Origin of the sequence: Enterococcus casseliflavus NBRC 100478, assembly GCF_001544095.1 — a bacterium.
GTDB lineage: Bacteria > Bacillota > Bacilli > Lactobacillales > Enterococcaceae > Enterococcus_D > Enterococcus_D casseliflavus.
Map to the genome: position 1 here is coordinate 125,817 of NZ_BCPT01000006.1, position 16,180 is coordinate 141,996.

A 16,180-nucleotide genomic window follows, 5' to 3' on the forward strand; every position below is an offset into this window, starting at 1 on the left:
CATGAAAGAAAAAATCTTAGTTGAAAACCTTGTAAAAAAATACGGCGACAATACCGTATTGAACAATATCAATGTTTCAATCGCTGAAGGAGAAGTCGTTTGTGTGATCGGTCCTTCAGGATCCGGGAAATCGACGTTCTTACGCTGTTTGAACCGCTTAGAAGAACCAACCAGCGGTGATATTATCGTTGACGGCGCACATCTGATGGATAAAAACACCAATATCAATGCTGTTCGTCAACATATCGGCATGGTGTTTCAGCATTTCAATCTCTTCCCTCACTTGTCGGTTTTAGAAAATATCATTTTAGCACCGATGGATCTAAAAAATGCTTCTCGGCAAGAAGCGGAAAAGAACGCAATTCGTTTATTAGAAACGGTCGGTTTGGCAGATAAAAAAGACATGTACCCTGACAATCTGTCTGGAGGACAAAAACAACGGGTGGCGATCGCTAGAGCTTTAGCAATGAATCCCGATGTGATGTTGTTCGATGAACCAACCTCCGCACTCGATCCAGAAATGGTTGGCGATGTCCTCAATGTTATGAAGGATTTGGCAAAACAAGGAATGACCATGGTGATCGTAACTCACGAGATGGGTTTTGCCAAAGAAGTAGCAAACCGTGTGATGTTTATTGACGGCGGGAACTTCTTGGAAGACGGTACACCTGAGCAAATCTTTACCAATCCTAAGCATGAGCGTACCAAAGACTTCTTAGACAAAGTATTGAATATTTAAAAAAGCCTCTGCAACAGTCCGACGAAGGAACTGTTGCAGAGGTTTTCTTTATTGCTTGTTCCGTTTCGTTTCATCTGCGATCCGCTTTTGATTTTCCCCCAAAAACACTTTTGTATCGATGGGGTTTGCTTTGTTCGCCCCGCCGATGCCAGTATCAACCATTTTCCCCCAGCCCTTCAACGGCTCTTTCCCCGCTGCACGAAGCTTGGCATTTTTTAACCGTAATGCCTGTTTTTTTTCTTCTTTTTTCGCTTGATGTTTTGCTTGCCAATCCCTTAAGATCTTCATTCCCTCTTCCTCCCTTTTCTATTAAAACAATGCCACATTCAAATGCTCGAAAACATTCCCAACGATCTGTTTGCGTCAAATGCCCTTTGCCACTGAAGCCGTATTTTTTTATCTTGTAGTTGACTATAGTATATCACGTGAATTTTATAATCATCAGGAATAGAGACTAAATTTTATTAAAACTATGAAATGCAATTTGAAATCGAGTAGTCAGATCAGGAGTGGCATGTTACACTTATTAAACAACACTCCCTCCATAACTGCATAAGCTGTATAAATACATTGATTCTTTTGTTTAAACATCGGTCAGAACCCTTCTTATAAAAAACCAACCTTAAAATAACAACAAAAGAAAAATGCAGAAAATTACTTTGGAGGCATGCATCGTATGAAAACCATCTATTTCTTTCCCTTACTGATTTTCCTTTCCTTATCACTCACAGGCTGTACCCTGATTGACGAACTCCTGGATGAAACGCGACAAAGCAGTTCGTCATTAGAAACAGCGGTGACTTCTGAATCATTGTCAATGGATTCGGAAGCTAGCAGCTCTTCCTCTACTGAAAAGCAATCAACGTCTACTACAATTGACATAAGCAGCTCTTCTGACAGCCTTGATCAACAGTCAGTAAGTACCGAAGAATCCACCTCTCACTTCTCCTATTGCGAGCAATTACAGATTGGATTGCCACGACGTTGGAATAGAACCGTCACCAAAGATTTGCTCCACCAATTGCAAGAAGGAATGTCCTGCGATCAAGTATTAGAGATCATGGGTGGACTGCCTTCTTGGCGACTAGCGATTCTAGGCGTGGAATCCAATGCCTGGATCAATCAAGAGGGCGAAGCGATCATCGTTACCCTTTCCAACCGAACCGTTACTGGCGTTACCTGGCATGATCAATTCTCAGAAACAGAAGTTAAGTAAGTAGTCAGAGGAAATTCGTTTTATTGATCCTTCCGAATTATATCACCGTAAATTTTTTTCAAATCATTCTATTAGGAGTTGATTCGTCAGATGAAACCGATAAGGTCCTTCAACCAGGTACATATGAAAATCAAAAAGCATTGCTTCTTTCTTTTAGGTATTGCTTTTTTGATGATTGGTGCAATAACTTTTTTTATCGAAAACCAGCCATCACCTATTTATGAACAATTTCTAACTATCGATTACTTAATTTCCTTACTAGCAGACGATACGACTCCAGAAGCTATTCAAGATCTAGGGCTTGATCTGATCAAACGAAGTGACCGGGTCAATCAACGCCGAACCGCCATCAATCAAAAGCGGCGGCGTCAAAATGTGATCGTTACCGAAGAAACCTGTAAGGTCTTCTCGCCTGAGCAAGGAGTCATGGTCGATGAAGTGAGACAGGTGACCACTCGTTTACCTGATTCTAACATTGAATTGTTGTCAATGATGGGTGATGGTAGTGCATTAGAAACGAGACGAGTACCAAGGGGCTCGCGTGAGAAGTTAGCCAAAATCAGCTTTGATTTTGACTCCGATAACGCGGGAAATGAACATTTATCTAGAATCACATTGGTTGATGTCCCAGAATTTTTCGGTATTGATTTCTCACAATTCGGGAAAGAGGATGATATTGAGGAGATCAAAGAGACATTGATCGAACAGTATGGTTTAGATGCTCACATCAGAGACGTTAGCGCCATTCGGAGACTTTTCTTTATTCATGAAGGATTTGAGTTTTACATTAGTCAAACCTATAATCCAAACGGAGTCGGCATTACTGTCCAAGCAGTAGAACCATAAACAAAAACTATCGAACCCCCGTCTCTTTGCGGGTTTAACAAAAAAGGCGTCTGCGAATCCAAACGCAGGCACCTTTTTCTACTTCTATTTTTATTTAGGCAAAAACGGTCGACCAATTGTCACGTTCATCAAGAAATTCTTGCGCTAATTTTTGCGCACCCTCTAAGGTATGGTTCGCCGCCCAACCGCATTGCACTTCATTGCTGGCAGGTACTTCAGTTGCTTGCAAAACGTCCTTCATGGTTTTTTCTAGGACGGTCAAAATCTCTTCATAATCGTCGTGATTCAAGACAGTCAAATAAAAGCCGGTTTGGCAGCCCATTGGTGACCAGTCCACGATATAATCCGCATGATTACGAATCAATTCTGCCGTCAAATGTTCTAGCGAGTGCAGACTTGCCATATCCATATGCGCTTGGTTCGGCTGCTTCAAACGGACATCATATTTGATAATCGTATCATTCGTTCCTTGCTTTTTATCGGCAACCCGTACATAAGGTGCTTTGACTTTCGTATGATCCAAATTAAAGCTTTCAACATTCATTTTCATTGTACTTCTCTCCTACTCTTTTTGTGCTTCCACAAGCCAAACATACTCATTGATCTGCTTAAAACGACTGGTAAACCCATGCTGACGAAAGTATCGTTCGATATCCGCTATAACTGGATAGTACTCTCTTTGCAGATCAGCGGCTAGTCGCTGGTGACCAGCTTGCCGTGCTTCATCGATTCGTTCCATTTTGTGGGCTAGAGAAAGAAACATCGTATCCCCGAAAAGCACTTTCCCGCCTTTGGGCAGCATCGCAGCATATTTGCCGATTGCCCGTTGTTTTTCGTCCTCCGTAAGATGATGAAAAACATAGGTAGAAACGATCGTATCAATCACATCCGTGATCTCAGGAAAAACCTCCATATCACCATCTACAAAAGTCACTTTAGAAAGACTGGGTTTTGACTTGGCGATTCGCCGCATCTCTGGCGATGGCTCGATTGCCAGCACGTTTTTTCCTTGATCAAGCAGAGCTTGTGTTAGATTTCCAGTTCCACTACCAAATTCTACCACAGACTGCCCTGCTTTTTCAGCTATTTCAGCGAGTAACTGTTCATATTTGAAAAAAACCGCTCGATATTCTTCATCCTTACCTGCAACTGTTTCATCGTACTCAGCTGCCCAGTCAGAAAAAATTGGAATAAACTCTCTCCCCATCACTAGCTACCTGCCTTTTCAAACGCTTGCTCTAAATCTGCCTGCAGATCCTCACCGTCTTCGATGCCGAGAGACAACCGAATCAAGCCATCTTTGATCCCAGATTGCTCACGAATTTCTTTAGGGATCGAGGCATGGGTCATCACGGCTGGCACTTCTACCAAGCTTTCCACGCCACCTAAGCTTTCTGCTAAAGTAAAAATCTTTAATGATTCAACAAATTCTGCTGTTTTCGATTCATCGTTTAGTTCAAAAGATATCATACCGCTATACCCAGACATCTGTGATTTGGCGATCTCATGTCCTTCATGGGCAATCAATCCTGGATAATACACGTTTGCGACAGCTGGATGTGCTTGTAAGTAGTGAGCAATTTTCATCGCGTTGTTTTGATGTGCTTCCATCCGCAAAGCAAGTGTTTTGATGCTTCGTTGAATCAACCAGCTATCATGAGGCCCTAATACACCACCAATGGCGTTTTGTAAAATAGCAATTCTTTCGGCGATTTTTGGCTCTTTGGCAACCGCTAACCCAGCTACTACATCACTGTGTCCACCGAGATACTTGGTAGCACTGTGAATCACAATATCTGCGCCTAATTGTAGCGGCTTTTGAAAGTAAGGGGTCGCAAAGGTATTATCCACGATCGTCAAAATGTCCTGTTTTTTCGCTAGTTGGGCAACGATTGCGATGTCCGTGATCTTCAATAATGGATTAGTCGGCGTTTCCAGAAAGATCGCTTTGGTTTCTGGAAGGATGGCTGCTTCAACGGCAGCTAGCTCATTTGTTTTGACAAGTGTATAAGACAATCCGCTTTTTTCTAATACTTGATGGAGCAAACGAAACGTCCCGCCATATACATCATCCCCTAAAATGACATGATCTCCAGTCTGAAACAGCGAGAAGACCGCATGGGTGGCTGCTAATCCAGAGGCAAAAGCAAACCCTTGGGCGCCTTCTTCCAGATCCGCAATCAATTCTTCTAAGGCAAATCGAGTTGGATTGCCTGAACGACTGTATTCATATTGCTTTGGCTGACCAAGAGCATTTTGCCGATAGGTTGATGTTTGGTAAATTGGCACACTGACAGCACCAGTCATTTCGTCTTCGCTGATACCGCCGTGGATTACTTTTGTATTAAAATGCATGGTTTGCTCCTCCTATGAATGGGGTGATTGCTGATTCACCCGCATAAATCTGTTTTGATAGATAGCGATCGCCTCCATCTGGAAAGACGGTAACGATCGAGCTTCCAGTTGGTAATTCGAGGCTTTCTTTTACTGCTGCTGCCATCGCCGCTCCACTTGAACTTCCAACAAGTAGACCATAGTATCTTGCCAAGTAACGAGTAAAAGCAAAGCCTTCCGCATCACTGATCGTATAAATTTGATCGAAAAGCAAATCGTCAAAAAATTGGGGAATGAACTCAACACCGATCCCTTCAATCTCATGTCCATGGGCAGGCCCGCCATTTAAAATGGATCCTTCTGGTTCAACGACAGCAAGTCGAGTGCTTGATTTTTGCTTCTTTAAGTATGTTGCGACACCCGCGAAGGTCCCCCCGCTGCCAGCTCCAGCAACAAAGCTGTCAATTTTTCCAGATAACTCCTGAAAGATCTCTGGGCCTAAGGTTGCTTGGTAGGCGGCAGGATTGTTTTGATTGTGAAATTGCATTGGCATATAACTATTTGGTAGCTGTTTTGCTATTTCCTTTGCTTTTTCAATCGCCCCTTGAATGCCTGCTTCAGTGGGCGTATGAACGATGGTCCCGCCCAACGCTTCAATCAGTTGCTGCTTTTCAAGGCTAAATTTTTCAGGAATGACAAAAATCATTTTTAAGCCATACTCGATTCCAGCTAAAGCTAAACCAATTCCAGTATTTCCCGCTGTCGGTTCGATAACGGTTGTCTCATGATCGATCACATGCTCGCGAAACGCTTCATCGATCAAATACTTTCCTAAGCGGTCCTTGATACTTCCACCAGGATTTAAATACTCAAGTTTCGCATAGATGGTACTTCCCTTTTTGCCGCCAAATGCTGCGGCATCAAATTCAAAGAATGGGGTGTGCCCAATCAATGCTTTTATATTATTAACGATCATCGCTCGACTCCTCGCTCAACTTTGTTTGGCACAACTCGTATGCTTCATGTACTCATTTTCATTTGCAATCATCAGCCGTCGCCAATGAAAGCGGTAAAAAACAGCAAACAAAAAGGGGTACTGACTATTACATCAGTACCCCAAAAAAATGTCGTCTTATCCGGATAGAAGTGAATCACTAAAGAAACTTCAGCGATCTTCTGCGACAAAGGAACTAATAATAGGCATGACAAATCGGTATGCTGCTTTTTGCACCATACAACAACAACAGGTAGTTTGTGTGTTGACGTTTGTCATGTCTTGTTCCCTCCTTTAATTTGCTTGTTATCAAAATAGCACGACTCTTTTTTATTGTCAAACGTTTTTTGAAATCACCGAGCACACATTGATGATCTTTAATAAAATAACATCATAGAGGATAGTAAGCACTCACATAGGCATCCACGGCTTTGATCGCTGCTGCAACATCTTCTGCAGAAACCGGAAATGGCATATTGTGGATCGTTTCCCCTTCGATGGTTGCTTGCTCGCCAATTTTTAATAGGTCTGCATCGCTGGCTTCCGCAAGATGCATGTCGGATAATGTCGTCGGTAATTCTAATGCTTGATACAATTCTATATATTGGTCGAGCTCTTCAGGATCTGCATTTTCCAGCATCAATTGAGTGAGTGTTCCGTAAGCAACCTTCTCACCATGGGTCAGATCATGAACGTCTCCTTCAAGGGCTGTCAAGCCATTATGAATCGCATGAGCTGCTGCCAGACCTGCACTTTCAAAGCCTAATCCACTAAGCAAAGTATTTGCTTCCACGATTTGTTCAAAAGCTTCGGTAACGACTTGTTTTTTATTCGCTTGATAGGCTTTTAAGGCATTCTCAAAAAGGATCTCTTCGCATTTTTCAGCGATCGCCATGCTGGCAATTGGTTGCACCCCGCCGACCATATTTTTACTATGGCTTCGAGCAACAGCACGTGCCTCGACATAGGTTGCGAGTGCATCCGCAATACCAGCGGCTAGCAATTTGGCAGGCGCTTTGGCAATCACAGCGGTATCCACTAAGACAAGTTCAGGATTTTTGTTATAAAAACGATACTTTTCAAAACGACCTTCATCAGTATAAATAACAGAAAGTGCCGAAGTTGGTGCATCAGTGGAGGCAATCGTTGGCAAAACAGCAATCGGTATTTTCAATTCATCCGCAACAGCTTTCCCAGTATCGATGGCTTTCCCACCACCTAATGCGGCAATCACTTCGATTGATTCACTTTTAGCTTTAGAGACGATACGATCGATTTCATTTGCAGAAGCTTCTCCACCAAAAATTTCTTTTACCGGTTCTAACTCGGCTGCTTTCAGATTCTCAAATAGTTCTTCACCGGCAATTTTCCAAACAGTTTCATCGGTCAAAAGAAGCACTTTCTTTCCTAAATCTTTGATATGGGATAACCCATGCTTCAAGACCCCTTTTCCTTGAACGTATCGTGACGGACTCGCAAATATTCTTTCCATTGTATCTCCTCCTTTAATTGGTCTACTTTTATTGTGACACACTAAGCAAGCGATTTCAAAGGAAAAGAAAAAAAGATGGCCAAGAAGATTCGATTCTTGCCCATACTGCACATTTATAGCCATACAAACACTCATGCCCTTATAAAACGGATGGTTTTATAAGGGCATGAGTTGGATTTTTTCATGGTTATTTCTTTTTCCCACCAAAAGCATCTTTCATTTTATCAAAAAATCCTTCTGGTTGTTGTTCGTTCGTTTCATGGCCACTGGCTTTTGCATAAGCCCGCAATGCCTCTTTTTGTTCCTCATTTAAGTTTTTAGGTGTGATCAGCTTCACTTTGACCTGTTGATCGCCATTGCCGCCTCCCCGTAAGCGAGGGGCTCCCTTACCGCGTAAGCGGAAGTTTGTGCCTGTTTGCGTACCAGCTGGAATTTTTAATTTCACATTCCCATGAACCGTTGGTACATTGACTTCGTCGCCTAAAGCAGCTTGGACAAAGTTTAACGGCAGTTCGTAATAAATTTCCGACCCATCACGGTCAAAAATATCACTTTCTTCCACTCGGAAAACAACGTACAGATCACCATAAGGACCACCATTGGTGCCAGCTTCTCCTTGACCAGACAAGCGCATTTGTTGTCCATCTTCGACACCTGCAGGTACGTTGACTTTCACACTGTGTTTTTTCTTTTCATGGCCAGTACCATGACATGTTGTACATGGTTCTTTGATTTCTTTCCCAGTTCCATGACAAACATCACAGGTTTGACGGCTCATCACACGACCAAGCGGTGTTTGACGTTCAACATTGATGGTACCTGCACCATGACATTTATGACAGGTTTCTGGTGAAGTACCTGGTTTTGCCCCGTTCCCACCGCAGGTATGACAGGTTTCTTCACGATTGTATTGAACAGTTTTTTCCACTCCGAAAATCGCTTCTTCAAAGGAAAGATCAACCGCATATTGCAAGTCCGCTCCTTGTCGAGGTGCATTAGGATTGGCTGCTCTGCCGCCTCCACCACCGAAAAACGATTCGAAAATGTCTTCAAATCCACCAAAACCGCCACCGGAGAATCCGCCACTGTTAAAGCCGCCGAATCCACCGCCATAACCGCCTCCGTAGTTCGGATCGGTACCAGCATGACCATACTGGTCATAAGCAGCTCTTTTTTGGGAATCACTTAATATTTCATAGGCCTCAGAAATCTCTTTAAACTTTGCTTCTGCATCAGGTTCTTTATTGATGTCTGGATGATATTGTTTTGAAAGCTTACGATAAGCTTTTTTGATTTCGTCATCCGAAGCCCCTTTTTGTAGACCTAAGACCTCATAATAATCTCTTTTGTCTGCCATTGGCTTCCCTCCACTATATTCTTGCGTCTCTCGTATTTTAGCATATAATTCGCTCTAGAAAAATACGTTTCGCAAATTCATAAGAAAAAGCCAAAGCGGTGACTTTGGCTTTTTCACAAACAGCGATTATTTATCGTCACCGTCTACTTCTTCAAAGTCGGCGTCAACCACATCGTCTGCGCCGCCTTGTGCAGCTTCTGGATTTTCTTGTGCTTGTTGTTGTGCTGCTTGTTCGTATAATTTAACAGTTAAGTTTTGTACGATTTCATTCAAAGCATCACGTTTCGTTTTCATTTCTTCTAAGTTGTTTGCTTCAAGTGCAGCTTTCAACTCATCACGAGCTTCTTCCGCTTTTTTGACTTCGTCTGCATCCACTTTGCCTTCAAGCTCTTTCAATGTTTTATCAACAGTGAACAACAAAGCATCGACGTCATTGCGTAGATCAACTTCTTCTTTGCGTTGTTTGTCGGCTTCAGCGTTTGCTTCAGCATCTTTTACCATGCGTTCGATTTCTTCATCTGATAAACCTGAAGATGATTTGATCGTGATTTTTTGTTCTTTTTGTGTACCTAAATCTTTTGCAGAAACATTGACGATCCCATTTTTATCGATATCAAATGTTACTTCGATTTGAGGAATGCCACGAGGTGCTGGTGGAATATCCGTCAATTGGAATCTACCTAATGTTTTGTTGTCAGCTGCCATTGGGCGTTCTCCTTGCAAGACATGGATATCAACGGCTGGTTGATTGTCTGCTGCAGTTGAGAAGACTTGTGATTTACTTGTAGGGATCGTTGTGTTACGATCGATCAGTTTTGTGAAGACGGCACCCATTGTTTCGATACCTAATGATAATGGTGTAACGTCTAGTAAGACGACATCTTTCACATCACCTGTGATCACGCCACCTTGGATCGCAGCACCCATCGCTACCACTTCATCTGGGTTTACTGATTTGTTTGGTTCTTTATTGGTTTCTTTACGAACAGCATCAACTACTGCTGGAATACGTGTTGAACCACCAACTAAGATGACTTCATCGATTTCTGATTGTGATAAGCCAGCATCTTTCAAAGCTTGGCGTACTGGAATTTTTGTCCGTTCGACTAGGTCTGCGGTCAATTCATCGAATTTCGCACGAGTCAAGGTCATTTCCAAGTGCAATGGTCCAGCATCACCAGCTGTGATAAATGGCAAGCTGATTTGAGTACTTGTTACACCTGACAAGTCTTTTTTCGCTTTTTCAGCAGCATCTTTCAAACGTTGCAAGGCCATTTTGTCTTTTCCAAGATCAATGCCGTTTTCTTTTTTGAATTCTGCTACCATGTGATCGATGATTTTGTTATCAAAGTCATCCCCACCTAGGTTGTTGTCCCCAGCAGTTGATAATACGTCAAAGACGCCATCCCCTAATTCAAGGATCGATACGTCGAAAGTACCGCCACCTAAGTCAAAGACTAGGATTTTTTCATCTTTATCTGTTTTGTCTAACCCATAAGCTAAAGCTGCAGCAGTTGGTTCGTTGACGATCCGTTCTACTTCAAGACCGGCAATTTTACCAGCATCTTTGGTTGCTTGACGTTGTGCATCGTTGAAGTATGCAGGAACAGTAATGACTGCTTTTTCAACTTTTTCACCTAAATAGTCTTCAGCAAATCCTTTGATGTATTGAAGAACCATTGCGGAAACTTCTTGTGGTGTATAGGATTTGCCTTCAACTTCTACTTTGTATCCAGCTTCACCCATATGGCGTTTAATAGAAGAAATCGTATTCGGGTTTGTTACTGCTTGGCGTTTTGCAACTTCCCCTACTTGGATCTCACCGTTTTTGAATGAGACAACAGAAGGTGTGGTACGGTTTCCTTCTGGATTCGTAATGATTTTTGCTTCGCCGCCTTCAAGGACAGCAACAGCTGAGTTTGTTGTTCCTAAGTCGATACCGATAATTTTACTCATAAGTAATACACTCCCTTTTTTAATTTAAACATCTACTTATAGATAGAAAGAACTATTGTGCAACGATGACCATGCTTGCACGCAAGACACGATCATGCAATTTATACCCTTTTTGCAAGACAGTAACGATTGTGTCTGCCGGTGTTTCATCAGAGGCAGGTACAGTCTGCACCGCTTGATGCAAGTTCGGATCGAACATTGCACCTTCAGCAGGAATCTCTTCGATTCCCTCTTCTTTTAAGGCTTGACGCAGACTTTCAAGAACCATTTCAACGCCTTTTTTCAAATTCGCAGCTTGGTCTTGATCGACATCTGCTGCCATCGCTCGTTCCAAATTGTCGATTGCTGGCAACAGTTTTTTGCCAAGATCTTGCGAGCGGTATTTTTGTAAAAGTTCCCGCTCGTTGCGGTTACGTGAAGTGATATTTGCGATCTCTGCACGAGCACGCAGGAATTGATCTTCCAATTCGTTATTCTTTTCTTGCAAAAGTTCCAATTCGCTTTTTTCCACTGCTTCTTCCTCTGGTTGAGGAGTCTGTGCTTCAGTTTCAGTTGATTCATTTGAAGATTCAGTTGTTTCTGCGGTTTCTTCAGCAGTTTTATCTAATTCTTCATCTAAACGCTCTTCTTTTTCCGTCACGTTTCAACCATCCCTTCTACGATTTGTTTCATTGCCGCTTATTCATTGGCAGCGTCTAATGCGCGATAATAATCGGCCAATTTTTTTGCTAACTCGCCTCGAAAAACTTCCATCAATCCAAACATCCGTGAATACGGCATACTTGATGGACCTAATAAAGCGATCGTTCCTTGTCCATGACCTTCGATTTCATAGCTGGCTTGGATCAAACTCATATTTTGTAACAAGTCGTTGCCAAGCTCAGAGCCGATTCTGATTTGAATCGCAGAATCTCTTGGCGCCAGCAGCTGTGTCAGCTGATCTGCGTTTTTCATAAATGAATACATCGATTTGAACTGACTAACATCTTGCGTCGGTTCAAAATCCAGAAGATTCATTCGCCCGCCGACGAAGATTTTTTCTTCAAAAATATGGCTCAGCATCGTATCAAAGAGATCAACGATTCCGTCAGTCGTTTGAAAATACTTATGCAGAATCATAGGAATCTCGGTTCTTAATCGATGGTAGACCGTCATTAGAGGTTCACCGATCAATTTGTCGTTGATGATCCTTACCATTTTTTCCAAATCTTCGCTGCTCATCGATTCAGGAAGAGTAAAGACTTGATTTTCGACATTTCCTTTATCCGTCACGATGATCGCGATGATCTGTCGTGCATTCAAAGGGACGATTCGAAAGCCCGTCAATTTCCTTTCCTTCATATCTGGTCCGAGAGACAACGCTGTATAGCTAGTCAAGTTGGACAAGATCGTGGCAGACTGCTGGATGATTTCATTGATTTCATGAAAATCTTTTCCAAAAGAATGACGAATGGTTTGAATTTCGTTTTGGTCAACTTCAGATGGCTTCAATAAGTGATCAACGTAATAGCGATACCCTTTTATTGATGGCACACGCCCTGAAGATGAATGTGTTTTTAGCAGAAGTCCAGCTTCTTCCAGCTCCTTCATCTCATTACGAATGGTGGCAGAGCTAGCTTCAACCCCATCTTCCATCAATCGCTTCGAGCCCGTGGGCTGACCAGTATTCGTATAGTTTTGGATGATGAGGTGTAAAATCATTTGTTGTCTAGGTGTCAACATTTTATCCACTCCTCCGTTAGCACTCATTCCTATTAAGTGCTAACACGATTATAAATATACCATATTTGCTAGGAATGTCAAGTATTTGCATCACTTTTTTAGCACTCTTTCTAAGAGAGTGCTAAAAAAAGAAATCAAAAAAAGAAGCAGCGCGAAATGGCTACTTCTCTTCCTTGTTCTTTCTTATTTTTCTCCATCCAAGAGAAATGCTTCAAACACTTCGTTGCCAATGAACATCCCAGCTTTCGTTAAAAAGACACGATCACCTTGACTAGCCAACCAGCCTTTTTGAATCAACTGTTCGCTAGTTGAACCATAGATTTCCTGAAAAGACTTCCCGAATTTTTCTGCAAAGCGTATTTTTGAAATGCCAGCCTTTTTACGAAGGCCTAAAAACAGTTCCTCTTCCATTTGATTACTGGTTGTCAATTCTTCGGTTTCATGGATTGGCAATTGATTTTCCTGTAATGGTTTCAAATAATGCTGGATTGGACCTTTATTCTTGTAGCGGGTCTGTCCAAGATACCCGCTGGCGCCTGCCCCAAAGCCAAAATAATGTTCATTGTTCCAATACACTAGATTATGCAAGGACTCATACCCTGGTCGTGCAAAATTACTGATTTCATATTGATTCAAGCCAGCTTTTGTCATCGCGGCGATCGCCTCATCAAACATCTGCGTTTCAGCTTCTTGAGAAGGCAGCGCCATTCTCCCTTGGCGAACCCAGTTCATAAACATGGTTTTGTTTTCTAAAATCAAGGAATACATCGCATAGTGAGGCAACCCGAGATCAATCGCTCGCGTCAGTGTATCACGGAAGCTTTCTATGCTTTGTCCCGGAAGTGCATAAATCAAATCGATCGTCACATTCTGAAAATCATGTTTTTCCAGCAGCTGAATGGTTGAATAAACATCTTCAGCGGTATGCTTGCGGCCAATTTTTTTAAGCAAGCGATTATCAAAGGTTTGGACCCCCATCGACAAGCGAGTGACTTGATGGTTTTTCAAAACCAGCATTTTTTCTTCACTCAAATCACCAGGATTTGCTTCCACGGTAAACTCTTTGGTTGTGTGGGTCGGCAGCAATTCATGCACACCTGCAAGCAATCGATCCAGCTGGTTCGCCGAAAGCGACGTTGGCGTCCCACCGCCGATATAAATTGTTTCCGCCTCATTGATAGGCTGACGCAAGAGGGTCAGCTCAATTTCTTTTAGTAACGCTTCGATGTACTCATCCACTGGCTGCCCTTCTAAAAACACTTTGTTGAAGTCACAGTAATAGCAGATATGTTCACAGAATGGTATATGTATATACGCAGAAATATTTTGCGCGCTTTTTGTAGATGGATCGTTTATTGTTTGACCTTCAGGCATTCCTAAGTGATTCTCCTCTACCTTCTTTTTACTCCCATCGCTGAGAGCATCGGCACTCATTGTAGCATAGTTCTTAGAATTCTCCTATCACTTGGACTATTTTGGGCAAGAAAAAACACCACTTCCAAGAAGTGATGTCTTCAAATAGTCATAGCAAAAATTAAGAGCACTACTCTTATTAAGTACGGTAAAATACCGCTTTTGTTCTTATCCCGCCCAGAAAAAAATCTGTTTGTTACAAGAACTAACACTTCCCCCAAACTGTTAGCGCCACAATAGATAAGCTGTTGCTGACGGCTTACTTAACAAGAGCAGGACTCTTATTCTTGAAAGACAATTGCTTGTCTTATCTGACTTAAGTATACCTTTTTTAAAAAATTAAGTCCTATCATCTTTTTCACCAGTCTATGAAAACGATGAGAATCATCCCCTTGGCGACCGTTATAGAATGTGTAGCAAAATATCGATCAGATAGCGGATCAACCGATACGCAATAAATAAGAAGAAAATATTTCCCAGCAAGAATTGAAAAACATTGCCGATCGATCCCTTAAAGGAACGAAAGCTGAAATAACGCGACCAACGATTGAACCCGTTTTGGCGATTTCGTTTCAAACGATACGCTTCATCATACTTCATTTCCAAGAGGTCATAGTAAAAAATCATCAAGGGTTGTTGCACAAAGAAAACTTTTTTATAGCCTGCCATCAACGTGTACTGCTTATTATTGGAAGGGAAGTTGCGATTGCCGTTTTTCTTCACGCGCATCGTTGTTCCATCGTTCATTGGGAACGCATAATGATCCTCGAATTCTGTCAGTTGATGAATTTGAGGCACCTGATTTTCTTCTTCAAAAGCACGTACGACCTCACTCGCTTTCTGAGAAAGTGAAACCAGCCACGCCATCATCCCTAGCAAAATACCTAGCAAGATGATATTTAAAAGCAAACTTTCTTGTAACAAAAATAAATAACCTAAGATAATCAAAATCGCCACACCTAGGGCAATCATTCTTCTACGGAAATAACTGCGATACATCAATTCAAAAGAGCGCCGATAATAGGCAAAATCTTCTTTTACAAAATCCATTTTTTCCACATCTTTCTGCGTTTAGGTTGCTGATAATGTATCAAAGATCCTTTTTAAAGTCAATTTACCGATAAAGTTTCAGCGTCTGATTTGTTTCAAACAAGAAAACGTTTTATAATGGAAGATGTAACAAAAAAAAGCGATGAAAGTAGGTTGAGATACGTGATATTACAAGAAACATTTACCTTGCAGAACAAACTGACGATTCCTAAGATTGGCCTTGGAACCTGGCAATCTTCTCCAGAAGATGCTTACAACGCCACAAAATTTGCCATTCAAAATGGTTATCGACATGTCGATACAGCGGCAGCTTACAAAAACGAAGAAGCGGTTGGGAAAGCTGTGCGCGATTCAGGCGTTGCCCGCGAAGAAATTTTTGTTACCACGAAAGTACCTGCTGAGTTGAAGACCTACCAAGAAGCGGTTGATAGCATTGATGCTTCTCTAAAAAAACTTGACTTAGGGTATATCGATTTGATTTTGATCCACGCCCCTCGTCCTTGGAAAATCATGGGAAACAATCCAGAAAACAAAGATTTTTATCTTGAAAACATCGATGTTTGGAAAGCATTAGAAGAAGCCTACTTAAGTGGGAAAGTAAAATCAATTGGTGTTTCCAACTTCGATCAAAAAGATTTACAGAATATTTTTGATCATTGCGATGTGAAACCGATGGTCAACCAGTTTGTTTACCATATTGGACGCACAAATGAAGAGTTATTGGCATTTTGTAAAGACCACGATATTTTAGTGGAAGGCTATTCTCCAATCGCCACCGGTCGTTTACTCGATAACGATGCAGTGAAGACGATTGCGGAAGCTTATGGAAAATCTATTCCACAACTTTCAATTCGTTACTTGCTACAAAAAGACATTCTGCCATTGCCAAAATCCGTTCATGAAGAATACATTTCTGACAATGCCAAAGTTGACTTTGAAATTTCTGAAGAAGACATGAAGAAATTGGATGCGTTGCAAGCTTAAGAATGCTTACGTTTAATTGAAAAAAAGCAGTCCGATCAAGTCCAGTAAATACTGGTCATGGATCGGGCTGCTTATTT

General features: G+C 41.9%; 16 protein-coding genes. 4 read left to right on the forward strand and 12 right to left on the reverse strand.

The features are described 5' to 3' along the window. Window position 1 precedes the first annotated feature (1 nt). Window positions 2-739 (forward strand): amino acid ABC transporter ATP-binding protein, encoded by a 738-nt coding sequence (locus ECA1_RS07005; RefSeq protein ID WP_005225946.1) that lies wholly within the window; start codon window positions 2-4, stop codon window positions 737-739. 48 nt (window positions 740-787) lie between these two features. Here the strand turns inward: ECA1_RS07005 and ECA1_RS07010 are convergent, their stop codons facing one another. After that, window positions 788-1,027, reverse strand: a complete 240-nt coding sequence (locus ECA1_RS07010; protein ID WP_060792073.1) for a hypothetical protein — start codon at window positions 1,025-1,027, stop codon at window positions 788-790. A gap of 388 nt (window positions 1,028-1,415) precedes the next feature. On the opposite strand from ECA1_RS07010, the gene ECA1_RS07015 reads away from it, so the two are divergent. Then, window positions 1,416-1,955, forward strand: a complete 540-nt coding sequence (locus ECA1_RS07015; RefSeq protein WP_060792074.1) for a hypothetical protein — start codon at window positions 1,416-1,418, stop codon at window positions 1,953-1,955. Window positions 1,956-2,045: 90 nt separating this feature from the next. Further along, window positions 2,046-2,801, forward strand: coding sequence for a Tat pathway signal sequence domain protein (locus ECA1_RS07020; RefSeq protein ID WP_236596052.1), 756 nt, complete (start codon window positions 2,046-2,048; stop codon window positions 2,799-2,801). Window positions 2,802-2,895: 94 nt separating this feature from the next. On the opposite strand, the gene ECA1_RS07025 is transcribed toward ECA1_RS07020, so the two are convergent. The 11 genes from ECA1_RS07025 to ECA1_RS07075 form a co-directional block, all read right to left on the reverse strand. After that, window positions 2,896-3,351 carry an S-ribosylhomocysteine lyase gene (locus tag ECA1_RS07025; RefSeq protein ID WP_008382180.1) on the reverse strand — a complete coding sequence of 152 codons (456 nt, stop codon included), beginning with the start codon at window positions 3,349-3,351 and terminating at the stop codon, window positions 2,896-2,898. A 12-nt stretch (window positions 3,352-3,363) separates the two neighbouring features. Further along, the gene (locus ECA1_RS07030; protein ID WP_060792075.1) at window positions 3,364-4,008 is read right to left on the reverse strand and encodes a class I SAM-dependent methyltransferase; all 645 of its coding nucleotides are present in this window, start codon (window positions 4,006-4,008) and stop codon (window positions 3,364-3,366) included. A 2-nt stretch (window positions 4,009-4,010) separates the two neighbouring features. Then, entirely contained in the window at window positions 4,011-5,156 is a 1,146-nt protein-coding gene (locus tag ECA1_RS07035; RefSeq protein ID WP_060792076.1) for a cystathionine gamma-synthase, read from the reverse strand. Further along, a complete protein-coding gene (locus ECA1_RS07040; RefSeq protein WP_060792077.1) occupies window positions 5,146-6,111 on the reverse strand; it encodes a PLP-dependent cysteine synthase family protein in 966 nt (321 codons plus the stop codon). Before ECA1_RS07040 ends, ECA1_RS07035 begins: the two co-directional genes overlap by 11 nt. 409 nt (window positions 6,112-6,520) lie before the next feature. Next, entirely contained in the window at window positions 6,521-7,621 is a 1,101-nt protein-coding gene (locus ECA1_RS07045) for a glycerol dehydrogenase (protein WP_034857973.1), read from the reverse strand. Between the two features lie 187 nt (window positions 7,622-7,808). Further along, window positions 7,809-8,978, reverse strand: a complete 1,170-nt coding sequence (gene dnaJ / locus ECA1_RS07050; protein WP_005225937.1) for a molecular chaperone DnaJ — start codon at window positions 8,976-8,978, stop codon at window positions 7,809-7,811. Between the two features lie 126 nt (window positions 8,979-9,104). Continuing rightward, window positions 9,105-10,934: a molecular chaperone DnaK gene (gene dnaK, locus ECA1_RS07055; protein ID WP_005225936.1), complete on the reverse strand. Its 1,830-nt coding sequence runs from the start codon at window positions 10,932-10,934 to the stop codon at window positions 9,105-9,107. A gap of 52 nt (window positions 10,935-10,986) precedes the next feature. Next, on the reverse strand, window positions 10,987-11,574 hold the full coding sequence (grpE, locus tag ECA1_RS07060; protein ID WP_005225935.1) for a nucleotide exchange factor GrpE: 588 nt from the start codon (window positions 11,572-11,574) through the stop codon (window positions 10,987-10,989). 38 nt (window positions 11,575-11,612) lie between these two features. Further along, window positions 11,613-12,656, reverse strand: coding sequence for a heat-inducible transcriptional repressor HrcA (gene hrcA / locus ECA1_RS07065; RefSeq protein WP_060792078.1), 1,044 nt, complete (start codon window positions 12,654-12,656; stop codon window positions 11,613-11,615). Window positions 12,657-12,839: 183 nt separating this feature from the next. Then, the gene (gene hemW / locus ECA1_RS07070; protein WP_060792079.1) at window positions 12,840-14,030 is read right to left on the reverse strand and encodes a radical SAM family heme chaperone HemW; all 1,191 of its coding nucleotides are present in this window, start codon (window positions 14,028-14,030) and stop codon (window positions 12,840-12,842) included. Window positions 14,031-14,471: 441 nt separating this feature from the next. Further along, a complete protein-coding gene (locus tag ECA1_RS07075; protein WP_015509594.1) occupies window positions 14,472-15,119 on the reverse strand; it encodes a hypothetical protein in 648 nt (215 codons plus the stop codon). A gap of 117 nt (window positions 15,120-15,236) precedes the next feature. Between ECA1_RS07075 and ECA1_RS07080 the strand changes: the two genes are divergently transcribed. Then, window positions 15,237-16,103 (forward strand): aldo/keto reductase, encoded by an 867-nt coding sequence (locus ECA1_RS07080; RefSeq protein WP_017144356.1) that lies wholly within the window; start codon window positions 15,237-15,239, stop codon window positions 16,101-16,103. Window positions 16,104-16,180: the final 77 nt, after the last annotated feature.